General features: G+C 67.0%; 19 protein-coding genes, 1 tRNA gene and 1 other RNA gene. 13 read left to right on the forward strand and 8 right to left on the reverse strand.

The annotated features are described in order from the left end of the window. The first annotated feature begins 140 nt into the window (after nucleotides 1-140). From ACAG25_RS16570 to ACAG25_RS16580, 3 genes are all read left to right on the forward strand, one after another. A complete protein-coding gene (locus ACAG25_RS16570) occupies nucleotides 141-899 on the forward strand; it encodes an SDR family oxidoreductase (protein ID WP_370489560.1) in 759 nt (252 codons plus the stop codon). Nucleotides 900-1,004: 105 nt separating this feature from the next. After that, a complete protein-coding gene (locus ACAG25_RS16575; protein ID WP_370489561.1) occupies nucleotides 1,005-3,800 on the forward strand; it encodes an AAA family ATPase in 2,796 nt (931 codons plus the stop codon). A 108-nt stretch (nucleotides 3,801-3,908) separates the two neighbouring features. After that, nucleotides 3,909-4,487, forward strand: coding sequence for a sigma-70 family RNA polymerase sigma factor (locus ACAG25_RS16580; protein ID WP_370489562.1), 579 nt, complete (start codon nucleotides 3,909-3,911; stop codon nucleotides 4,485-4,487). 3 nt (nucleotides 4,488-4,490) lie between these two features. Here ACAG25_RS16580 and ACAG25_RS16585 read toward each other — a convergent pair whose 3' ends face one another. Together ACAG25_RS16585 and ACAG25_RS16590 are read right to left on the reverse strand one after the other, a co-directional pair. Then, nucleotides 4,491-5,273 carry an SDR family oxidoreductase gene (locus tag ACAG25_RS16585; RefSeq protein ID WP_370489563.1) on the reverse strand — a complete coding sequence of 261 codons (783 nt, stop codon included), beginning with the start codon at nucleotides 5,271-5,273 and terminating at the stop codon, nucleotides 4,491-4,493. A gap of 4 nt (nucleotides 5,274-5,277) precedes the next feature. Further along, the gene (locus ACAG25_RS16590) at nucleotides 5,278-5,832 is read right to left on the reverse strand and encodes a nuclear transport factor 2 family protein (protein WP_370489564.1); all 555 of its coding nucleotides are present in this window, start codon (nucleotides 5,830-5,832) and stop codon (nucleotides 5,278-5,280) included. A gap of 65 nt (nucleotides 5,833-5,897) precedes the next feature. Here ACAG25_RS16590 and ACAG25_RS16595 point away from each other — a divergent pair, with 65 nt between their 5' ends. Further along, nucleotides 5,898-7,268: an LLM class flavin-dependent oxidoreductase gene (locus tag ACAG25_RS16595; RefSeq protein WP_370489565.1), complete on the forward strand. Its 1,371-nt coding sequence runs from the start codon at nucleotides 5,898-5,900 to the stop codon at nucleotides 7,266-7,268. Nucleotide 7,269: 1 nt separating this feature from the next. Here ACAG25_RS16595 and ACAG25_RS16600 read toward each other — a convergent pair whose 3' ends face one another. Continuing rightward, nucleotides 7,270-7,893, reverse strand: coding sequence for a TetR/AcrR family transcriptional regulator (locus tag ACAG25_RS16600; RefSeq protein WP_370489566.1), 624 nt, complete (start codon nucleotides 7,891-7,893; stop codon nucleotides 7,270-7,272). A gap of 61 nt (nucleotides 7,894-7,954) precedes the next feature. Here ACAG25_RS16600 and ACAG25_RS16605 point away from each other — a divergent pair, with 61 nt between their 5' ends. Continuing rightward, on the forward strand, nucleotides 7,955-8,563 hold the full coding sequence (locus tag ACAG25_RS16605) for a TetR/AcrR family transcriptional regulator (protein ID WP_370489567.1): 609 nt from the start codon (nucleotides 7,955-7,957) through the stop codon (nucleotides 8,561-8,563). Here the strand turns inward: ACAG25_RS16605 and ACAG25_RS16610 are convergent. Then, nucleotides 8,554-10,290 carry a DUF3556 domain-containing protein gene (locus ACAG25_RS16610; RefSeq protein ID WP_370489568.1) on the reverse strand — a complete coding sequence of 579 codons (1,737 nt, stop codon included), beginning with the start codon at nucleotides 10,288-10,290 and terminating at the stop codon, nucleotides 8,554-8,556. The two genes, ACAG25_RS16605 and ACAG25_RS16610, sit on opposite strands and share 10 nt — an antisense overlap. A gap of 136 nt (nucleotides 10,291-10,426) precedes the next feature. Between ACAG25_RS16610 and ACAG25_RS16615 the strand changes: the two genes are divergently transcribed. The 6 genes from ACAG25_RS16615 to ACAG25_RS16640 all read left to right on the forward strand — a co-directional run bounded on the left by ACAG25_RS16615 (nucleotide 10,427) and on the right by ACAG25_RS16640 (nucleotide 16,301). Then, a complete protein-coding gene (locus ACAG25_RS16615; RefSeq protein ID WP_370489569.1) occupies nucleotides 10,427-11,347 on the forward strand; it encodes a metal-dependent hydrolase in 921 nt (306 codons plus the stop codon). A 5-nt stretch (nucleotides 11,348-11,352) separates the two neighbouring features. Continuing rightward, on the forward strand, nucleotides 11,353-12,570 hold the full coding sequence (locus ACAG25_RS16620) for an aromatic ring-hydroxylating dioxygenase subunit alpha (protein WP_370489570.1): 1,218 nt from the start codon (nucleotides 11,353-11,355) through the stop codon (nucleotides 12,568-12,570). Nucleotides 12,571-12,978: 408 nt separating this feature from the next. Further along, nucleotides 12,979-14,025 carry an ATP-dependent DNA ligase gene (locus tag ACAG25_RS16625; protein WP_370489571.1) on the forward strand — a complete coding sequence of 349 codons (1,047 nt, stop codon included), beginning with the start codon at nucleotides 12,979-12,981 and terminating at the stop codon, nucleotides 14,023-14,025. Then, on the forward strand, nucleotides 14,018-15,067 hold the full coding sequence (ligD, locus tag ACAG25_RS16630) for a non-homologous end-joining DNA ligase (RefSeq protein ID WP_370489572.1): 1,050 nt from the start codon (nucleotides 14,018-14,020) through the stop codon (nucleotides 15,065-15,067). The genes ACAG25_RS16625 and ligD overlap by 8 nt, the downstream gene beginning before the upstream one ends. A 24-nt stretch (nucleotides 15,068-15,091) precedes the next feature. After that, a complete protein-coding gene (locus ACAG25_RS16635) occupies nucleotides 15,092-15,541 on the forward strand; it encodes a hypothetical protein (RefSeq protein ID WP_370489573.1) in 450 nt (149 codons plus the stop codon). Nucleotides 15,542-15,551: 10 nt separating this feature from the next. After that, nucleotides 15,552-16,301 carry a thioesterase II family protein gene (locus tag ACAG25_RS16640; RefSeq protein WP_370489574.1) on the forward strand — a complete coding sequence of 250 codons (750 nt, stop codon included), beginning with the start codon at nucleotides 15,552-15,554 and terminating at the stop codon, nucleotides 16,299-16,301. A 12-nt stretch (nucleotides 16,302-16,313) separates the two neighbouring features. Here ACAG25_RS16640 and ACAG25_RS16645 read toward each other — a convergent pair whose 3' ends face one another. The 4 genes from ACAG25_RS16645 to ACAG25_RS16660 form a co-directional block, all read right to left on the reverse strand. Further along, on the reverse strand, nucleotides 16,314-17,381 hold the full coding sequence (locus tag ACAG25_RS16645; protein ID WP_370489575.1) for a dihydrodipicolinate reductase: 1,068 nt from the start codon (nucleotides 17,379-17,381) through the stop codon (nucleotides 16,314-16,316). A 51-nt stretch (nucleotides 17,382-17,432) separates the two neighbouring features. Beyond that, nucleotides 17,433-18,452 carry a S1C family serine protease gene (locus tag ACAG25_RS16650; protein WP_370489576.1) on the reverse strand — a complete coding sequence of 340 codons (1,020 nt, stop codon included), beginning with the start codon at nucleotides 18,450-18,452 and terminating at the stop codon, nucleotides 17,433-17,435. 45 nt (nucleotides 18,453-18,497) lie between these two features. Further along, nucleotides 18,498-19,250 carry a hypothetical protein gene (locus ACAG25_RS16655; RefSeq protein WP_370489577.1) on the reverse strand — a complete coding sequence of 251 codons (753 nt, stop codon included), beginning with the start codon at nucleotides 19,248-19,250 and terminating at the stop codon, nucleotides 18,498-18,500. A gap of 69 nt (nucleotides 19,251-19,319) precedes the next feature. Continuing rightward, nucleotides 19,320-19,405: transfer RNA gene (locus ACAG25_RS16660), tRNA-Ser, on the reverse strand. Nucleotides 19,406-19,497: 92 nt separating this feature from the next. Here ACAG25_RS16660 and ffs point away from each other — a divergent pair. Together ffs and ACAG25_RS16670 are read left to right on the forward strand one after the other, a co-directional pair. Continuing rightward, nucleotides 19,498-19,592: signal recognition particle sRNA small type (ffs, locus tag ACAG25_RS16665), an RNA gene on the forward strand. Between the two features lie 32 nt (nucleotides 19,593-19,624). After that, nucleotides 19,625-20,917 (forward strand): aminotransferase class I/II-fold pyridoxal phosphate-dependent enzyme, encoded by a 1,293-nt coding sequence (locus ACAG25_RS16670; RefSeq protein WP_370489578.1) that lies wholly within the window; start codon nucleotides 19,625-19,627, stop codon nucleotides 20,915-20,917. Nucleotides 20,918-20,919 lie beyond the last annotated feature (2 nt).

A 20,919-nucleotide genomic window follows, 5' to 3' on the forward strand; every position in this document is an offset into this window, starting at 1 on the left:
GGCCGATGTATGTGCGGGCCAGAACGGCTTCCGGGGTGAAGAATCATCCCGACCCGGGATGATTTCTCGTCGCCGTGGCCGTTCTGGCGCTCGGAGGTGGCGGTCATGCCGCCTCGACCCAGCCCACAGAGAGGCCAATCATGAGGATCGTCGTCATCGGAGGTACCGGCCGGATCGGGTCGAAAGTGGTCGACGGATTGATCGAGCACGGGCACCAAGCCGTCGCTGCGGCACCGTCGACCGGAGTGAACGCCTTCACCGGCGAGGGGCTCGCCGCCGCGCTCACCGGCGCACAGGTGGTCGTCGACGTCACCAACTCACCGTCGTTCGAGGAGGCGCCCGCGCGGGAATTCTTCACCGTTGCGACCGGCAACCTGTTACGTGAGGAGACGCGGGCGGGCGTGACACACCACGTCGCACTGTCGGTCGTCGGCACCGACCGCATGGCACCCGAAAGTGGCTATTTCAAGGCGAAACTGGAGCAAGAGGCGTTGATCCGTGACGCCGGCGTGCCCTACACCATCGTGCGCGCCACACAGTTCTTCGAGTTCCTCGATGCGATCGCCGATTCGGCCACCGTGGACGGTGCGGTGCGGCTGCCGGACAAGCTGATCCAGCCGATGGCAAGCGCCGACGTCGCCGAGGCGGTGGGCATCGCCGCGGTGAACGCACCCGTCGCTGGCATCACCGAGGTGGGCGGGCCCGAGCGCTTCCGTCTCCCGGAGTTGATCCGCACCACGCTGACCGCTCGGGGCGATGCCCGTGAGGTCATCACCGATCCGAGCGCCACTTACTGGGGTGTCGCGATCGACGAGGACACCCTGGTCCCCGGACCCGGCGCGACACTGTTCGACACCCGCTTCAGTGATTGGCTCCTGGCCTCCGCAGCCCGGAAATGACCTGATCGGGCCTGGACCGCAACTGCGCCTACTCGTTACCATCCTCTCGGATCGGGGCCGCCGCGATCAGCCGGGCGACCACCAACTTCGACGCGGTGGTGCGATATGTCGAGCCATGGGCCGAGACGGCCACTGTTCGGCCGCGCCGCCGAGATCGCAGCACTCGACGACGTCCTGGCCACGGCGCGTTCCGGCAGCTCTCAGGTACTGGTCCTGCGAGGAGAGGCCGGTGTCGGTAAGACGGCACTGTGTAGCCACCTCATCGACCGGGCCGACGGGATGCGCTGTGTGCAGGTCTCCGGCGTGGAGTCGGACATGGAGTTGGCCTATGCCGGACTGCACCAATTGTGTGCACCGCTCCTGAGCCACCTCGGCGACCTGCCGCCGCCACAGCGGGACGCGCTGGGCATCGCCTTCGGCCAGGGAACAGGTGCACCGCCGGAACGCTTCCTCGTCGGTCTGGCGGTGTTGAGCCTGCTTGCCGCCGCGGTGCAAGAGCAGCCACTGCTGTGCGTCATCGACGACGCGCACTGGCTGGACCAGGTGTCGGTGCAGACCCTGGGATTCGTGGCGCGCCGGTTGATGGCCGAACCCGTGGCACTGGTGTTCGCCGCACGCGACGACGCCTGCGTCGCGTTGCGGGGCCTGCCCGAGTTGGCGGTGCGCGGAATGTCGGACGTCGACGCGCGAACGCTGCTCGACCAGATGGCGATGGGTGCCGTGGACCCCAGCGTGCGGGACCGCATGGTGGCCGAGACCCGTGGAAATCCGCTGGCCCTGCTCGAGATGCTCCGGACGTACTCGGCAGCAGAACTGACCGCGGGTTACTCGACTGCCACCGTGCACACCTCGCCCAGCCGCATCGAGGAGAACTACGTCCGTCGCATCCAGGCGCTGCCGCGACCCACCCGCCTGTTGCTGCTGATCGCCGCCGCCGAGCCCGTCGGGGACTCGGCGCTGTTCCTGCGAGCCGCAGCCCTTCTCGGCATCGCCGTCGACGCCCTTTCGCCCGCGGAGGCCGCAGGCATCATCGAATTCGGCCCTCGCATGCGCTTTCACCACCCCGTGATGCGCTCGGCCGCTTACCGCGCCGCCGATCTGACCGACCGGCGCACCATCCATGCCGCGCTGGCCGACGCGACCGAACCCGAGACGGATCCGGACCGGCGTGCTTGGCATGCGGCCAATGCAGTTGCGGGAACCGATGATTCAGTGGCCGAAGCGCTCGAGATCTCGGCCGTCCGCGCGCAGCGCCGCGGCGGCATCGCCGCGTCGGCGACCTTTCTGCAGCGGGCCGCGATCCTCACCGCCGACCCCGAGTTGCGGGGCAGCCGCGCGATGGCTGCCGCTCAGGCCCAGTGGGACGCCGCCGACACCGACGCCGCCTACGAGCTGTTGACCGTCGCCGAGATGTCTCCCCTGTCGGAGCTGCAGCGCGCCCGCGCGGCACGCCTGCGCGCCCAGATGGCGTTCGCCGGCAGCAGGGTGGGGGTAGCCGGCTCGCCCGTGGTCGGCGACACCGCCGAGGCACTGCTCGATGTGGCCAAGCAGCTCGAGGAGCTCGACGATTTCGCCTCCCGGGAGAGTTACCTCGAAGGATTCGCCGCCCTGATGTATGCGGGACGGTCCGGTCAGCCCGGCGCACTGCAGAGCGCCGCGGAAACCGCCCGTTCGGCACTGTCGCGGACGTCGCAGCTTCCCAGGGCGGTGGATCTGTTCTTCCGCGGGATGACCGAACGGATCAGCGGCGGGATCCAGAACGGGGCGCAACATCTGCGCACCGGATTGTCGGCGATGTGCGAACTGGCGACCGAGGAACCCGCCCAGGTGCTGCGCTGGCTGGTACCGGCTTTCCCGATCCTGCAGGAATCGGCGGGACACGAGTTGTGGGACGAACGCCTCATCGATGAACTGTCCGCTGCCGTGGTCGAACAGGCCCGCGCGGTCGGCGCCCTGGCCGGCCTACCGCAGGCGCTGGTGTATCGCTCCGGTGTGCATGTCCTGCTCGGGGAGTTCACCGCGGCGGCGGCGCTGATCGCTGAGGCACAGGCGATCACGGCGGCCACTGGGCACGGTAGCCCGGTCCGCTACCACTCGTTGAGCATCCTGGCGTGGCGGGGGAACCCCACCGAGGCGATGCGGGTCATCGACGCGGCTGTCGCCGAGGGCACCGAGCGCGGCGAGGGTCGATTGCTGGGTCTCACCGGATACGCGACCGCACTGCTCTACAACGGTTTGGGTCGCTACGCCGAGGCATTTGCCGCGGCACAAAGAGCATGCGAGTACGAGGATCTGGGCTTCTACAGCTGGAGTCTGCACGAGCTCACCGAAGCCGCCGTGCACATCGGGGAAAGGGACGCGGCGCGGTGGGCCGTCGAGCAGATCGCGGGACGCGCGGGTGTCAGCGGCACACCCTGGGGACTGGGTGCGCTGGCCAGTGCGAGCGCGCTGCTGGCCGATGACGCCGAAGCCGATCGGCTGTTCAGTGAAGCGCTGGACCATCTGGGCCGGTCGCGGGTGGCGGTACACCGGGCACGGACCCACCTGTCCTACGGGGAGTGGTTGCGGCGGGCGAACCGGCGTGCAGACGCCCGGCGTCATCTCGGTGCGGCCCATGAGATGTTCACCGCGATGGGCGCGCAGGGCTACGCCGAGCGCGCACGACGCGAGCTGGTCGCCGTCGGCGAGAAGGTCCGGAAACAGCCGCTGAGCTCTGGCGACGAGTTGACCGCGCAAGAAGCCCAGATCGCGCGCTTGGCCGCCGACGGCCACACCAACCAGGAGATCGGCGCGCAGCTGTTCATCAGCGTGCACACCGTCGAGTGGCACCTGCGCAAGGTGTTCGTGAAGTTGGGTATCTCGTCTCGTCGCCAGCTGCGGACCGTGGCGGGGTCACACTAGGGCACTCGGACCGCAGACCACGGGTGATCAAGGGTCCGCCCGCGCGTTGCGACGACGAGTCTGGTGGTACGCCCGAGCGGGCGCACACGTCAACCCGAGGTGATCCGTATGACCGTCGCATCCGTCCGCACCGCTGAACCCGATACCGAGCTGCAGTCCCGGTTCACCGCGCAAGTGGGGCCGATGGTCGACGTACTGGCGCGTGGTGCCCGCCGGCTCACCCGCAACGAGGCCGACGCCGAGGACCTGCTCCAAGAGACGCTGGCGCACGCCTATGCGGGCTTCCGGACGTTCCGGGCCGGCACGAACCTGCAGGCATGGTTGTTCCGGATCCAGTACAACCAGTGGGTCAACGCGTACCGCCGAAAAGACTGCCGCCCACACGAGGTGCTGTCCGACGACATCGACGAACGCCGGCTGCCGTCGACCCGGCAGTGCTCGGCGGAATCCGAGGTGCTCGACGCGTTGCCCGCCGCCGAACTCCGCGAGGCTCTGGCGAGCCTTTCCGACGGATTCCGCGCCGTCCTCTACTACGCCGACGTCGAGGGCTACACCTACGCGGAAACCGCGGCCCTGATGGGTATCCCGGCCGGCACCGTGATGTCGAGAGTGTTCCGCGCCCGTAAGCAACTGCGTCGCGCCTTGGTCAGCGGGGATCCTACGTACGTCACCGCCGACGCCGCCTGACCGTCAGCGTCTCCGCACCGGGACATTGAGTTTACTGTCCGGCCCGGGAACCGTGGCGAAGTCCATTGTCCACGGCGGCTTTCCGTGCTGAGCCACCCAGACCGACCCCGTCGCGTCGGCCGGTGCGTCGAGCGCGGCCATCACCGCACCGACGACGGCATCGGGCTCCATCACCGGAACCCCGATGCTCTCGACCAGTGAACGCCGGTCACCGAGGACGCCGGTTTCGGTGATGCCGGGGCAAATGGTATGGACCGCAATGCCTTCAGCGGCGAGGTTCGGTGCGATCGAGCGCATGAAGCCCACGACGGCGTGCTTGCCCAGCGAATACACGGCGTCGGGATGCCACGGCATCAGCCCGGCCAACGACGACGTCGCCAGGATCGCCCGGTCGCCGTCCCCGAGCATCCGCATGGCGCGGACCGCTGCACGTGCACCGAACACCACGCCGTCGACGTTCACCCCGGTCGAGCTTCGGTATTGAGCAAGGTCGAGGGAACCGATGTCACCGGTCCAGTGGATCGTGATGCCGGCGTTGAGGAACGCGATGTCGAGTCCGCCGAGTTCGTCGACACAGGTCGCGAAGGCGGTATCGATCTGCTCGGGATCGGTGACGTCACAGCGCAATCCGAGCCCGCCGATCTCGGCGGCGACGTGCGTGGCGGCGTCGTCGTCGATGTCGACGACGCACACCCGCGCTCCTTCGGCGGCCAGACGGACCGCGGTGGCGCGACCGATGCCGGACGCACCACCGGTGACCAGGGCAACCCGCCCAGCCGGCTTCACCTGGTCACCACCTGTCGACGGGATCGTCCAGCTTCAGCGGCCGGAGGTAGGACGCGTCGGTCTTGTCCCACTTGCCCTTGATGAAACCTTGGACCGCACCCTTGCCCAGGATCGACGAGTCGCCGCTGATCATCCATTCGATGGTGCAGCGGCGCAGCGCGATCTTCCAGACGCCGTCGCGGCGCTCCAGGCGGTCGATGTAGCGGCCGCCCATCAGCGAGACGATCTTGCCGCCCTTGACCCGCATGGCGCCCATGACGTAGCTCTCGGCGTGCGCCTCGTCACCGTTGATCTCGCAGGTGTGTGTGGTGATGTTGTGCAGATGGTCCTCGAACACCGCGGTGTGGGCCTCGTTGGCCCAGTCACCGTATTCCGGACCGGTTTTCACGGTCGGTCCGTGTTCGTCGATGCCGTCCTCGAAGTACACGCTGCCCATCAGTTCGGCGTCGTGCCGGTCATGCCCGCGGGCCTGGTTCATCACGCAATCGAGGATCGCGGTGCGGTCCTCGAGGTACTGGACGCGCCTGCGGAGGTCCTCGAGTTCGTCGAGATTCGTCATCGTTACCCTTTCCTGACTGATTGAGCTGTACGTTTGTATAGCACATCGTCGGAATGGGGAGCGTAGTGAACAAGCGAATGATCTTCACCCTGCTGGTCATGGACTCGGTCGGGCACAACTTCCACGGCAGTTGGCGACACCCAGAAGCCCGCAACCGGGAGTTCAAGAACTTCGACATGTGGGTCGATCTGGCGAAGAAAGCCGAGCAGGCGAAGGTCGACGCGTTCTTCTTCACCGACGTGATGGGTGTGCAGAGCGAGTACAACGGGTCGCGCGACATCATCTTCGAGCAGGCGATGAACGTCCCGATCGCGGACTGCACCATGCTCATCCCCGCGCTCGCGCAGCAGACGCGCGACATCGGCTTCCTCTATACGAGCTCGGTGATCTCGCATCACCCGTTCGTGTTCGCCCGTGCGGCCTCGACTCTGGATCAACTGTCCAACGGCCGCATCGGCTGGAACATCGTCACCTCGGCCAACGAGAAGGCGTTCCGCAATCTGGGCTTACCGGGGAACCTTTCGCACGACGAGCGCTACGCGTGGGCCAAGGAATACGTCGAGGTCACCTACAAACTGTGGGAGGGGTCCTGGGATGTCGACGCCATCGTCGACGACCCGGGCAAGGGTGTGTACGCCGACCCGTCCAAGGTGCACGACATCAACCACCGAGGCGAGCGCTACAGCGTCGAGGGCTTCAACCTGATGCAACCCTCCCCGCAGCGCACGCCGGTGCTGGCCCAGGCCGGCGGTTCACCGGCGGGTCTGGACTTCGCCGGCACCCACGCCGAGTTGATGTTCCTGTCCGCCTATTCGTTGGAAACCATTGCCCAACAGGTGGGTACCGTTCGTGAATTGGCCCGCGCCAAGGGCCGCCAGGACGGCGACATCTTGTTCCTGCAGGGCATGATGTTAGTGATCGGCTCCACCGACGAGGAGGCCTACCGCAAGTGGGGCGAGCTCGAGGAGTGGCGTAGCTCGGAGGCGCAGACCGCCTACTTCTCCAGCCTGAGCGGAATGGACCTGGGGCGCTTCGACCCCGCGACGCCGCTGGAGGACATCATCGACGAGATCCCGGGCATCCAGGGTGCCTTCCTCGCGGTGATCAACGCGTGGCCCGAGGGGTCCAAGCCGACGGTCAAGGATTTCCTGACGTCGCTGTCGTTGCCGCAGATGGTGGTCGGGTCACCGGAGAGCATCGCGGACCGGCTCCTGGAGTACCAGGGTGCGGGCGTCGACGGCGTGCAGGTGATGAATGCGCTGATGCCCAACAGCTACGAGGAGTTCTTCGAGCATCTGGTACCCGTGCTGCAGGACAAGGGCATCATGCAATGCGAGTACCGGGCGGGAACCTTGCGCCAGAAGCTGTTCGACACCGACTTCCCCGACGTCTCGACGCGGCACCCGGCCTTCGGGTACCGCGGCATGTTCTGCTGAGTCACTTCGACCGTTTGCGTACACCCTTGGTCTTGGCGGGCGGCTCGATGGAGTCCAGGTAGCGTTCGAAGGACTCGGTCAGTTCGGCGTGCGCGGTCTCGACCCCGACGCCCTTCTCGAGATTCAGGAACTTCGGCAGGCTGGAGATCAGCAACTGCAGCGCCGGCAGTGACAGATCTCCCCACGGACGGGCATCCTCGCCGAATTTCGCACTCAGCGCGTCGATCTGGACTTTTCGCATACTCTCGGTGACCGCGGCGATCTCGGTGCGGATGGACTTGCGGTGATTGGCCAGTGCGACGAACTCGGTCATCAGGGTCCCGGTGGCCTCGTCCCAGCTGTACTCCCACAGCGCCCGCAGCGGGTCGTCGGTGCGCTTCTGCAGAATCTTGTTGAGATAGGCGAGGTTTCGTTCCGAGTACCGGCGGATCGCGGCGATGAAGATCTCGTCGAGAGTGGGGAAGTAGTACTGCACCAAACTCGGTGTGACACCGGCCTTGGCCGCCAGTGCCCGATAGGTGACGCTCGCGTATCCCTCGTCGAGCATCATCTGCTCGACGGCATCGAGCAGGGTGTCGCGCGTCTTGGACGTTTCGGCGCCGACGCGCCGCGACGAAGTCGCCATGGGTGCATTCTGTCACCTGCCGGATTGACTCCGCCGGAACACGTCGCCAAGATTGCTCAGCATGCGCACCCACGGGTGGGGCGGAGCCACCCCCGCGAGTGACGAGGAAGCCGTCGAGCGCATCCTCGACGCCGCCAGCGCCGCCATCGACGAGCGCGGCGCGGCGATGCGGGTCGCTGATGTCGCACGTGCCCTCGAGGTGTCCCGCCAGACCGTCTACAACTACTTCCCCGGCAACACGTTGGTGCACGCCGTGGCCACCCGGTCGGGTATGCGGTTCATCGAACGACTCAAGACCCACGTCGCCGGGGTGACCGACCCGACCGAGGCGCTGGTCGAGAGCTTCGCGTTCACAGTGGAATGGCTGCCCGGCGACAAACCCGTGCAGCTGATGCTGGCCAACGACTTCGGCCGCACGTCGACCGGGGTCACCTCCGACATGGCCAAGCAGTTCGGCCACGGCATCCTCGCCGGTCTCGACGTCGACTGGGAGACGCTCGGGTTCGACGACGCGGCGATCGACGACCTGGTCGAATACATGTTGCGGATGCTGCAGTCGTTCATGGTCGATCCCGGCTCTCCACCGCGGGTCGGCGCCGCATTGCGTGTCTACGTCCGACGGTGGCTCGGCCCGGTCATCGCGTCGGAGATCGCCCGGCATCAGCGCTGATCGGCCGCCCGACCGAGCACCGTGATGGGAACGTCGTGCTCCCACGGTTGCCTGTCGACCACATCGGCTATCCGAAAGCGGCCGCGTTCGATCTCACCGGTGGCGGCGTCGACGATCCGATACTCCTGCCATTGCCGGTGGATGGCCTGACCGTCGAGCATCAGCACGCGCAGTTCTTCGGGCTCGAAATGACAGCGCCTCTGGAGAGCGGCCACCAGTTGTTCGTTGTGGAGGTGGCCGTCACCGAAACTCCACCCCACTGCGTATCCGGCCACGGGCTCACCATCGATGACCGTGTAATCGTTCTCGCGTCCCGGCGGTATCACGTGGTCCCACAGCGTCATCAGTGCGCGCCCGTGGGCATACATGGCCCGGAACGCATGTCCCAGTCCCAACGCCACCTCGGCGTTCTCGGGTGAGGACAGCTTCTGAATCTGCTTGTGCTGCACCAATCCGAGCCCGATACGATGCTCGGCCAGTTTGCGGCTGGCCTCCTCGGTGAAGAACCACTGGGAGGTATCCCAGTTGCCCGCGTAGTAGCGCATGCCCGGCAGGAACGACACCTTCGTCGGGTAGAAGTTCCCGATGATGATCGTCGCGACGATGGCGGCCAGCAGCGCGGCGACGAGCCACGGTTGGGTGAGGTCCCCGAGCCCGATGGCGGCCTTGTCGACGAACAGTGACGCGATACCGAAGAGCATGAACACATTCCATTCCAGCGGCACCCCCAGCGGGATCGCTGTCAGGATCACGAGGTGGAACACCACCATCACAGCGGCAGCGACGTACGTGGCGGTGCCGCCGGGTGAGAAGAACAGCACCAGCGGGACGCCGAACTCGATCAGGGTGCCGAAGTGGGCGAGGAACTGCGCGATGCGTCCGGGCCGCAGGTCATCGGGAAATCGCCGGTAGAAGAGCCGCTTCATCCATCTCGCCCGGACGAGCGGATTGTTGGCCATCATGGTCGCGACCACGAACGGAAAGTGCCGGTTCAGTTTCGACGTGGCCGCACCAAGCCAGATCGCGAGCATGACGAGTTTGGCGGCGACGATCATGTTCGCCCCCGCGAACAGAAACGTCACGGTCAGCGACCCGTACACCTCGCCGCGGGTGGCCAGGAAGATCACCTTGTCGCGCAGCCCGATCAGCGCCAGAAGGGCCAGTACCACGACGATCCGCTCCGGCGGGATCAGGCCGACCGTGGTGTCCAGCGCGGCGACGGGCCCGGTGCCGTCGGAGACCAGCGCGAACACCGTGGCGACCAGCAACGCCGCGTACAACAGCACGTCGAGCGCCGTCCGGCGGTCGCCACCGGTCAAGGGAATTCGGTTCGGCCACGGTGCAAGCCGGATGGTGCCAAGCCGCAGCCAGTACAGCGGCGAGCCCATCGGTGGTGCCACCTTGCCCGTCAGCGGACCGAATCCGCATCCGAGGCCGAGCACCTCGAACAGCAGCGACCACAGGACGACCTTCTGGAACACGATCGGTTCGGCCCACCACGATCCGATGTCAGCCCAACCGCCGATGCCGGAGGTGGTCATCGCGAAGCAGAGACCGCCGAGGACATACAGGCCGATCTTCACCGCGTAGAGCAGGTAGAAGACGTCCGGATTGCCCATGCCGCGCTCGGCGATATGGCGCGCCATCGGTTTGATCCGATCTGCCGGCGGAAGCGTGCGCCACTGCGCCACATCCAGGCGCGGCAGATCGGGCTCGAGAAATCCCACGGGGTTGACGGTATCGACAAACTGTCCAGCCGACACCCGATCGGAAGGACTGCGACGACCGTTGTCAGCCGTGCGGCGCGATGCTAGCGTCGGAATTGACACCTCAATGGTTGTGTCCAGTCGAGCGGGTAGGTCGATGACGGAAATTCAGGTGCGGCGGGTCCGGTTCGACTTCACCGGTGACGACGTGCCGTTCAACTGGCATCCCGCTCGCCCGGCGTTCGCCGTGCAGTGCAACCTGATCTCGTTCTTCGCGCCCGGTTTCGAGAAGTTCATCGTCGACGCCACTCGCCAGGCGATACCGCTGATCCGCGATCCCGACATCGCCGCCGAGGCGCAGGCATACCTGCGCCAGGAGGCGCAACACTCCGCCGCCCACGCCAGTCACGTCCGGGCGTTGACGCGGCGCTGGCCGATGTTGCGACAGGTGATGGACGACGTCACCGCATCGTTCGACCGCCTGACCGCGACGAAGCCACTGGCCTGGCGATTGGCGTACACCGCGGTCGTAGAGGCCACGTTCACCCCGTACTTCAAAGTGTTCCTCGACCATGAGGACAAACTGTTCGCCCCGGGCGACGAACGTGTCGCCTCGCTGTTCCTGTGGCACTTCGTCGAGGAGATCGAGCACCGCAGCTCGGCGCTGAAGGTCTACGACGCGGTCCACGACAGCTACCCCTACCGCCTGAAGACCATCGCGGGAGTGGCCAGGCACATCGACGAGGTCCTGCGGATCATCGTGCCCGGCTTCCGGGCAGCGGTTCCCGGACCCGACGGCGGGGATCTGGCCGCATTGCTGCCGGATCGGCTGTCGCCGAAGGCGCTTCTGGCCGCACAGCAAGCTGTGCGTAAACGGCCGGTAACAGAACAACCGACCTACGCCGGTGTCCCGCGACGCGAACTGTTCGACATGTGCGTCGGCCTGATCCGGTCACAGGGTCCCGGTCATGACCCTGAGTTCGAGAGTGTGCCCCCGTTCGCCGGGCGATGGTTCGAAAGATATGACAACGAACCGCGAAGTGCCGCACGCTGGTACAGCGTCGGCGCGGGCGGGTGAGTCGGATGGCCGACGAGCGGGTGTTTTCCTTCGAGTCCGCCGGCGGGCTGGACGACGTCCTGGCGCCGGTACGTCGTGCCGCCGAGACCGCCACCACCCGGCTACCTTTCGTGACTGCGATGACCCGCCGGGTGCTCGATCATCTCGACCACAACAGCCTGGACACCTCCGAGGCGGTCATCGCCGTACCGGCCGAGGTGTTCACCGATACCGAGCGTCACATCGCCGAGCGTGCGCTGATGAAGAGGGTTCCGCACGTCGTGGCGTGGGGCGGTGAGATCCCCGATCCGGGCGACTACACGACCAAAGACGTCATGGGCACCCCGATCCTCGTCGTCCGTGGCAAGGACGGTGCGCCAAGCGCTTTCGTCAATGTCTGCGCCCATCGGGGCGCCCAGGTGGCCGAGGGTTGCGGCCACGCCGCTCGCTTCACCTGCCCGTACCACGCCTGGAGCTACGACCTGGACGGTCGGCTGGCGAGTCTGCCGGGACGCCGGATGTTCGACGGTGTCGATCTGAGCGAGTTGGGTCTGCGTACCCTGCCCGCCGCGGAGCAGGCCGGGTTGATCGTCGTCGCGCTCGACCCCGCCGTGTCGGTGGACGGCTACCTCGGGACCGCCGAGCAGGACCTGGCCAGCTTCGGATTCGGCCGCTACGCCCATGCCCAGAGCGTCGATCTGCAGTTGCGCGCCAACTGGAAGCTGGCCGTCGACGTGAACTTCGAGGGCTACCACTTCCCGTTCCTACACAAGGACACCCTGGCGCCGATCGTCACCAACAACTCCGTGTTCGACACTTTCGGCCGACACTGCCGCTGGGCTTTCCCGTTCCGCAACATCGACGAACTCCGCGACGTCCCCGAGCAGGACTGGCCGGATCGGTTCAGCGGCTCCGTGGTCTACGGACTGTTCCCGAGTTGCGTGCTCGTGGAATCACCGGTGTCCACGTTGATGCTGCGGATCTACCCCGGCGATTCGCCGAACACCTGTGTGGTGCACATGGTCGGCGGTGCGCTCGGCCCGATCACCGAGGAAGCCGACCGCCTGCTCGCCCAGGCCGGATTCGACGGCGCCACCTCGGTGCTGCGCGACGAGGACTTTCCCGCCGCCGAAGCCTGCCAACGCGGCGCCGAGAACGGGCTCGAACGCATGCTCATCGGTCGCTCCGAGCCGCTGGTTGCGCACCTGCACCGGCAGTGGGACGCGGCGCTGGGCGACGACTGAGTCCGTTGGTTCTTGACGCGGGCGACCCGCCGTGACCGATGAGATTGTCTGGGTACCCGGATCTACGTGAGTATGAAAGCCAGGCGCCTGGACCTGCCAGGTCCGCCGCGACCGCACCTGCGCTGGACCACACGAGTTGAAAAGACCAACGCGAGCGACATTGTCGGCCACTTCATAGACGACCTCACCAACCTCCGACACTTTCGCTCGCGCTGGCCTTTCGGGAAGTCAGATGCGCCGCTCTGACTGCTCCCACTCGTCGTCGGCGACCATGGCTCTCTTCGACAAGGACGCAGTTGGCGACGGCGTTTGGAATACGGCCGCAGAACCTGTCGCGACGAAAATCGCCGCCCGCAGCGGTCTACATCGTGGCGCGAATCCGCGTCAGCGTGAGATCGATGGACGAGGATGGACACCGTGCAGCTGCCCGTGATGCCACCGCTGGAACCGATGCTGGCCAAAGCCCAGACCACGGTGCCCGACGACGCCGGCGTCTGGTCGTACGAACCCAAGTGGGACGGCTTCCGCGCACTGGTGTTCCGCGACGACGATGAGGTCGTGCTGCTCTCACGCAGCGGCAAGGACCTCGGCCGCTATTTCCCCGAGGTGCTCGACGCGGTGCGTGACGAACTCGCGTCGCGCTGTGTGCTCGACGGCGAGATCGTCGTGCCGCGCAAGATCGCCGCGAGGACACGGTTGGACTGGGAGTCGCTGAGCCAGCGCATTCACCCTGCTGCCAGCCGGATCACGATGCTCGCCGAGCAGACCCCCGCGCATTTGATCGGATTCGACGCTCTCGCCGTCGGAGACACGTCACTGTTGAAGGAACCGTTCCGCATCCGGCGTGCCGCGCTGGTCGACGCGGTGCACGAGAAGAGGCGGTGCCATGTCACCCGCACCACCGAGGATCCCGCACTGGCGACCCGATGGCTCGAAGAATTCGAAGGGGCAGGCCTGGACGGAGTGATCGCCAAGCGTCTCGACGGACCATACCTGCCCGGTAAACGCGAGATGGTGAAGGTCAAGCACCACCGCGACGCCGACTGCGTGGCCATGGGATATCGAATCCACAAGAGCGGCGAGGGAATCGGTTCGATCCTGCTGGGGCTCTACCGCGACGACGGAGAGCTGCAGATGGTCGGTGGCGCCGCGTCGTTCACCGCCAAGGCACGCCTGAAACTGTTGGCCGATCTGGAACCGCTGCGCCTCGGCGACGACCTGCGCGACGGCGAACCCAGCCGCTGGAACTCCGGCGCCGACAAACGCTGGATCCCGGTGCGTCCCGAGCTGGTGTGCGAGGTGGCTTACGACCAGATGGAAGGCGACAGGTTCCGTCATGCGGTGAAGTTCCTGCGCTGGCGACCGGACCGGGACCCGAAGAGTTGCACGTTCGACCAGCTCGATGTGCCGCTGACCTACGACCTCAACGACGTGCTGGAGTCACCTGATGGCTAGTACCGCAACCGAAATCGACGTCGACGGGATCAAGGTCCGGCTGACCAATCCCGACAAGCCGTACTTCCCGAAGCTGGGCAAAGACGGCACGAAGGGCAAGCTGGTCGACTACTACCTGGCGGTCGCCGACCGGATGGTCGCGCTGCTCCGTGACCGCCCCGTGCACCTGCAGCGGTTCCCCGACGGCATCGACGGCGAGGAGATCTACCAGAAACGGTTGCCGCAGAAGCGGCCTGACTACCTCGAGTCCTGCACGGTGACGTTCCCGTCCGGCCGCACCGCCGACGCGCTGAAGATCACCCATCCGGCCGCGATCGCGTGGGCCGCCCAGATGGGTTCTGTGACATTGCATCCCTGGCAGGTCCGCTGCCCGGACACCGAACATCCCGACGAACTGCGCATCGACCTGGACCCGCAGCCGGGCACCGGCTTCAAAGAAGCCCGCAGCGTCGCCGTCGACGTGCTCAAACCGCTGCTCGACGAACTGGGGCTGGTCGGCTACCCGAAGACCTCCGGCGGTCGCGGCGTGCACGTGTTCCTGCGCATCGCCACCGACTGGGACTTCATCGCGGTGCGCCGCGCCGGTATCGCGCTGGCGCGTGAGGTGGAACGGCGCGCTCCCGATGCGGTGACGACGTCGTGGTGGAAGGAAGAGCGGGGTAAGCGACTGTTCATCGACTACAACCAGAACGCGCGCGACCGCACGTTCGCCTCGGCCTACTCGGCGCGCAAGACCCCCATCGCGACGGTGTCCACGCCACTGTCGTGGGACGAACTCCGCGATGCCGATCCCGACGACTACACGATCCGCACCGTGCCGGACTTCCTGTCCGGCCGACCCGACCCGTGGGCCGACATCGACGACCGCGCCCAGTCGATCGGCAAGCTGTTGGAGATGGCCGAGGCAGACGCCGACCGCGGCCTCGGTGATCTGCCGTACCCACCGAACTATCCGAAGATGCCGGGCGAACCGCCGCGCGTGCAGCCGAGCAAGAAGGTCGCCGCGCACTGGGACGAAGAGGGTAACCGCGTAGCGGATTAGCGCCGCGACGATACCCTGCTGTGCATGCCGTCGCCTCAGGGGTGGAACACCATTCGCAAACTGCTCGCCGCACTGGCCATCTTCGGCATGATCGCCAGCGGTATCGGCATCGCCTCGGTGATGATCTTCTCCAGGCCCGACGATCAGCCCGTCGCCGCGCGCACACCCCCGCCCCCGCCGCCGCCGTCGGTGCCGACGGTCAAGGAGTTCCTCATCGGCGTCGCGGTCACAGCCACGGAATGCGACCCCGCGGGCCTGTGCCGGTACACCTACACGATCGACCCGAAATACGTCGGGCTGCACCCGTTCCCGGAGACGCCGTTCACCGTCCGCTACGAGGTGACCGGCGGCCACGCGCCGCAGCCCGGTGAGTTCACCGTAGAAGGCCAGCAGGCCCAGATCCTCAAGGACGTCGTGGTGGAGGGACCGCCGGGAGCGACACTGCAAGCCAAGGTCCTCGAGGTGATCGGGTAGACAGTCCGCTATGACATCAACGCCGGAGCGCAACCGCTGGATCCGTAACTTCGCTCCCGCCCCGGACGCCCGCATGCGGCTGGTGTGCTTCCCGCACGCCGGAGGGTCGGCCAGCTACTACTTCCCGCTGTCGCGCGCACTGTCGCCCGAGTTCGACGTCTACGCGGTGCAGTACCCCGGCCGCCAGGACCGCCATGCCGAACCATTCGTCGACAACATCGACGACCTCGCCGACCGGGTGACCGACGTGCTGGGCGACCTCACCGAATCACCGGTGGCGTTCTTCGGCCACAGCATGGGTGCGGTGCTGGCCTTCGAGGTGACGCGCCGGCTCGAGGAGTCGGGGCGCGGACCGTCGGTCGTCTTCGTGTCCGGGTCGCGCGCACCGAGCCGGTACGCCGACGAGGGCCGGGGCCGCACCGACACCGACCTGATCGAGGTCATGCGCGAACTCGGCGGCACCGACCCCCGCGTGCTGGGGGACCGGGATCTGCTGGAGACGTTCCTGCCGCCGTTCCGCAACGACTTCCGCGCGCTGGTCACCTACCGGCGCGGACCCGAGGTCGGCGTCCGCGCACCCCTGACGGTGCTGACCGCCACCGATGACCCGAAGACCAGTGAAGACGACGCACGCGCCTGGGAACTGCACACCTCCGGACCGGTGGAGGTGCACACCTTCACCGGAGGCCACTTCTACCTGGAGAAGCAGGCCCCTCGGGTCATCGATGTGGTCGCGCAGAAGCTGCGCACCCTCGGCTGAGCCGCAGCCCTCTCAGGAGGGCACCACACCCCGCGGGTTCGGCAGCGGCAGATCGTTGTAGGTCGCGATGCCCGGTGCGGCAGCCACGACGGCGGGGATCGCGTGGATCGGCGGCATCGCGGTCATGATGTGGCCGAGCACGAAGAAGTCCTCGATGGACTTGGCGTTCTCGATCATGTCCTGCGGCGGCAGGAACCCGACGCTCATGTTCACCGTCGGGCGGCCCTCGATGGTGATCTTCCAGCCGTCGCCGTCGAGCTGCCAGTCCGGATCCAGTGTCTGGCCTTTCTTCCACCGCACGTTGATGTCGATGACGGTGCGGCCCCGGTAGATGCCCTGCCAGCTGGAGTACACCCCGGCGACGTGACCGGCCGGGATCGTCCACGAGGCCATCACGAGGTCCTCGGTGGTCTGCGCGTATTCCGGCACGCACTTGATCTCGTCGAGCTCGATGCCCAGCGCATCGGCGACCAACTGGACGGCCTCGGCGAACACCGCGGTGCCCTTGGAAGCCATCGGCGCCAGGTTCGGGTCGTCGATCGCGGTGCCGAACCCGACGGGGCGCTCGGTGTCGGGGGAGTCGTAGAGGGTGGTGTCGGCGGATTCGGAGATGACGACCTTGTCGATCCGGTCGCAGGCCGTGCCGGCGACAATCGCCAGCAGCTCGGCGAAGCCCGGGCTCACACCCGAGCCGAACAACGTCGAGCCGCCCCGCTTGCACGCCTCGGCGAGCTTCTCGCGGTCGGCGCCCAGGTTGCCTCCGGTGATGAACGACGCCGAGGAGACGACGTTGACGCCGGCCTCGAGGATCCGGACCAGTTCGGCGACATCGATCCACATCGGGTTGTAGACGACGACGTCGGGCTTGAGCGCCAGCAGCGCGTCGACGTCGTTGGTCGCGGCGACACCGAGGGGCTCGATACCGACCAGCTCGCCGAGATCTCGACCGACCTTGTCCTGTGACCAGGCGTAACCGCCGATCAACTCGAGGTTCGGGTTCTTCGCGATCGCCGCGACGGAACTCTTGCCGACATTTCCCGTCGTCCATTGGACGACCCGATAAGTGACATTGTTGGGCACTCGCTCAGCATAGATATTTGCTTTGATGTGCTCAGCGAATTCGGCGAAATGTCACGGCCCGGCGGTCAGCGGCGCCTTGCCGGTCCGGGTCTGGCCCGCGCGGTCGATCCAGGTCACGTCGACCACGTCGCCGGGATAGTGCCGGTCGAGCACCATCGTCAGCGTCGTCGGCGAATCCAGGGTCACGCCGTCGAGAACCAGCAGCAGGTCACCGCCGCGCAGCCCGGCCTGTTCTGCGGGACCACCGCTCAGCACCTCCTGGACCACGACGCCCGGGGTGTCGCGCGGGGTGGTGCGCACCCCGACGCCGAGCAGAGTCGGGGGACCGATGTGCACGGTGTCGGACCGGATACCGGCACGGATCTGGTCGGCGATGACGACCGCGTCGTTGATCGGGATCGCGAAGCCCTTGCCACCCGGTCCCATCCGGAAGTTCACCGACGCCGCGGTGGTGATCCCCACGACCTGGCCGGCGCTGTTGACCAGCGGCCCGCCGGAGTCACCCGCGCGCACGGGGGCGGCGAACTCGATCAGGCCGGTCAGCTCGTCGGAGGTGCCCGTGAGGGTGTCCTCGGCCTGCACCGTGCGCCCGAACGCCGACACGGTGCCCTGTTCGCGGGTCAGCGGCCCGAAGGTGCCCTGTGCGTTCCCGAGCGCGACCACCGGCTCCCCGGGGACCAGCACGTTCGCGTCGCCGAGCGCCGCCACAGGCAGGCCGCTGGCGCCCAGCAACTGGATCAGCGCGACGTCACGCCCACGGTCGTAGCCCACCAGCTGGGCGGGGTACGGCTGGCCGTTCACGGTCGCGGTGATGCGGTCGGCGCCCTGCACGACGTGGAAGTTCGTCATCGCCAATCCGTTGGGGTCGATGACGAACGCGGTGCCCAACCCGAGCACTCCCTGGTAGTCCACCTCGGTGTCGATGCGCACCACCGCCGGTTCGACCTGTGCCGCCGCCGCGATCGGGTCGCTGGGCGCGGCCGCGGCGGGGGCCAGCGGCATCACCAGGGAGAGGATCGCGACCAGGGCGATCCACAGCAGTCTGGTCGAGCGAATCGGGCTCATACTCATCAATAGTGGCGGCGACGTGGGCTGCTGTCGACGCAGCCCCGCTGCTCAGTCCTCGACGGCCACGCCGCCGCGGGTCCGCCGACGGCGTCTCAGCAGCGCAGTCTTGCCGCTGGGCCGCTGATTCTGCAATTTGCCGTCCGCCGGCGGTTCGGTCTCCCCGGCCTTCTCGGCAGCCTCATCGGCATCACCGGTCCCAGTGTTCTCGGAGCTCTCGTCGGCGTCGGCCTCGGTTCCGGAGGCTTCGTCGGTCTCGGCGGTTTCGGAGGTCTCGGCGGCTTCCGGGGTCTCGGTCTCCTCGCCGGTCCCGGTGTCCTCGGTGGCGGTCTTGCCGCGCGAACGGCGCTGCTTGACCTTCACCGGCTTCGGCGGAGGCGGCGGCAGTTCGGCGACGAACGCAAGGTGGAAAGCCAACACGCCGAGCAGCGCGATGGCCGCGGCAGCCCCGTAGATGCCGAACAGCCACTGGCCTGCCGAGTCCACCGACAGCCAGATCTCGCTGATCGCGACACCGAGGATCAGCACCCCCGCCAGCACGTGCAGCGCGATGGACGTCGTACGCAGGTTCAACGCCAGCTGGGGCGTACCGAACTCGGGACGCCGTGTCCGCAGCAGGGTCAGGAGCACCGGCACCGCCGCCGTCCCGATCAGGACCGCGGTGACGACCCGCAACACCGTGCCGAGCGTGTGCGAGGTCTCCCCGAGCAACTCGAACGTGCGCGGCAGGACGAAGAAGAAGTAGAGGACACCGGCGGCGAGGGAGAACGACGCGTGCCAAATCACCGCGGCGGTGCGGCCCATACCCCTCCTCGATGGTGAGACCCGGGACGTGACCGCGGTGAACCCACCGGTCACGCCCCGGGCTGAGTGCGGAGGATGCGGGATTTGAACCCGCGAGGGCTATTAACCCAACCCGCGTTCCAGGCGAGCGCCATAGGCCACTAGGCGAATCCTCCGTCGGCCATGGTAGCCGACCGGCCCCGGCACTCCATAAATCCGTCGGAGGTGCTCCTGGGCGCGGCGCCGCCGGCCGCGGTATTACACTCGCCGTGGACCCCGCGTGGCGTCCATCCTGTGAACTCCCCCAGGGCCGGAAGGCAGCAAGGGTCAACGGGCTCTGGCGGGTGCGCGGGGTCCCCTCATCTGCACGGACACACGACAGCGAAAGGCGAGCGGTGTCTTTTCAGTCGCTGGGCCGAGACGAATTGCTCGCACAGCACGAACTTCAGCAGCGCAACTACGCAGAGTTGCAGGCCAAGGGACTGAAGCTGGATCTGACCCGCGGTAAGCCGTCGCCGGAACAACTCGACCTGTCCAACGGGCTGCTCAGCCTGCCCGGCGCCGACGCCTACCGCGACGCAGACGGCACCGACGCCCGCAACTACGGAGGTCTGCACGGCCTCCCGGAGCTGCGCTCCATCTTCGGTGAGCTGCTGGGCATCCCGGTGGCCAACCTGATCGCCGGCAACAACGCCAGCCTGGAATTCATGCACGACGTGATCGTGTTCTCCCTGCTGCACGGCGGCGTCGACTCGCCGCGGCCCTGGATCCGCGACATCCTCGACGGCACCGGGGTGAAGTTCCTGTGCCCGGCGCCGGGCTACGACCGGCACTTCGCGATCACCGAGACCCTGGGCATCGAGATGATCACCGTCCCGATGCTCGAAGACGGTCCCGATGTCGATCTGATCGAAGAGCTCGTCGCCGAGGATCCCACCATCAAGGGCATGTGGTGCGTGCCGGTGTTCGCCAATCCGACCGGCACCGTCTATTCCTGGGAAGCCACCCGACGGTTGGCCGGAATACGCACCGCGGCAACCGATTTCCGACTGATGTGGGACAACGCCTACGCGGTGCACACCCTGACCCACGAGTTCCCCCGGCCGATCGACGTGCTGGGCCTCGCCGAAGCCGCCAACCACGCCAACCGGCCGCTGGTCTTCGCGTCCACCTCGAAGATCACCTTCGCCGGCGCCGGAGTCAGCTTCCTGGGCGGTTCGCTGGGCAACATCGCCTGGTACCTGCAGCACGCCGGGAAGAAGTCGATCGGGCCGGACAAGCTCAACCAGTTGCGGCACCTGAAGTTCTTCGGCGACGCCGACGGGGTGCGGCTGCACATGCAGAAGCACCGGGAGCTGCTGGCGCCCAAGTTCGCGTTGGCGCTGCAGATCCTCGAGGACCGATTGGGCGAGTCGAAGATCGCGTCGTGGACCGAGCCCAAGGGCGGTTACTTCATCAGCCTCGACGTGCTGCCCGGCACCGCCAAGCGAACCGTCGCGCTGGCCAAGGACGCCGGCATCGCGGTCACCGAGGCCGGAGCGTCGTTCCCGTACCGAAAAGACCCGGACGACAAGAACATCCGCATCGCACCGACCTTCCCCGGCGCCGACGATCTGCGCGCGGCGATCGACGGTCTGGCCACCTGCGCACTGCTCTCGGCGACCGAACACCTGCTGGACGCCCCCTAGTC

The sequence above is a fragment of the Mycobacterium sp. pV006 genome (assembly GCF_041287115.1).
Taxonomy (GTDB): domain Bacteria; phylum Actinomycetota; class Actinomycetes; order Mycobacteriales; family Mycobacteriaceae; genus Mycobacterium.

Bases quoted from the DNA above. Each gene is read 5' to 3' on its own strand.
- ACAG25_RS16570 (WP_370489560.1), top strand. From the start codon at position 141: ATGAGGATCGTCGTCATCGGAGGTACCGGCCGGATCGGGTCGAAAGTG.
- ACAG25_RS16575 (WP_370489561.1), top strand. From the start codon at position 1,005: ATGTCGAGCCATGGGCCGAGACGGCCACTGTTCGGCCGCGCCGCCGAG.
- ACAG25_RS16580 (WP_370489562.1), top strand. From the start codon at position 3,909: ATGACCGTCGCATCCGTCCGCACCGCTGAACCCGATACCGAGCTGCAG.
- ACAG25_RS16590 (WP_370489564.1), bottom strand. From the start codon at position 5,832: ATGACGAATCTCGACGAACTCGAGGACCTCCGCAGGCGCGTCCAGTAC.
- ACAG25_RS16600 (WP_370489566.1), bottom strand. From the start codon at position 7,893: ATGGCGACTTCGTCGCGGCGCGTCGGCGCCGAAACGTCCAAGACGCGC.
- ACAG25_RS16605 (WP_370489567.1), top strand. From the start codon at position 7,955: ATGCGCACCCACGGGTGGGGCGGAGCCACCCCCGCGAGTGACGAGGAA.
- ACAG25_RS16615 (WP_370489569.1), top strand. From the start codon at position 10,427: ATGACGGAAATTCAGGTGCGGCGGGTCCGGTTCGACTTCACCGGTGAC.
- ACAG25_RS16620 (WP_370489570.1), top strand. From the start codon at position 11,353: ATGGCCGACGAGCGGGTGTTTTCCTTCGAGTCCGCCGGCGGGCTGGAC.
- ACAG25_RS16625 (WP_370489571.1), top strand. From the start codon at position 12,979: ATGGACACCGTGCAGCTGCCCGTGATGCCACCGCTGGAACCGATGCTG.
- ligD (WP_370489572.1), top strand. From the start codon at position 14,018: ATGGCTAGTACCGCAACCGAAATCGACGTCGACGGGATCAAGGTCCGG.
- ACAG25_RS16635 (WP_370489573.1), top strand. From the start codon at position 15,092: ATGCCGTCGCCTCAGGGGTGGAACACCATTCGCAAACTGCTCGCCGCA.
- ACAG25_RS16640 (WP_370489574.1), top strand. From the start codon at position 15,552: ATGACATCAACGCCGGAGCGCAACCGCTGGATCCGTAACTTCGCTCCC.
- ACAG25_RS16650 (WP_370489576.1), bottom strand. From the start codon at position 18,452: ATGAGTATGAGCCCGATTCGCTCGACCAGACTGCTGTGGATCGCCCTG.
- ACAG25_RS16655 (WP_370489577.1), bottom strand. From the start codon at position 19,250: ATGGGCCGCACCGCCGCGGTGATTTGGCACGCGTCGTTCTCCCTCGCC.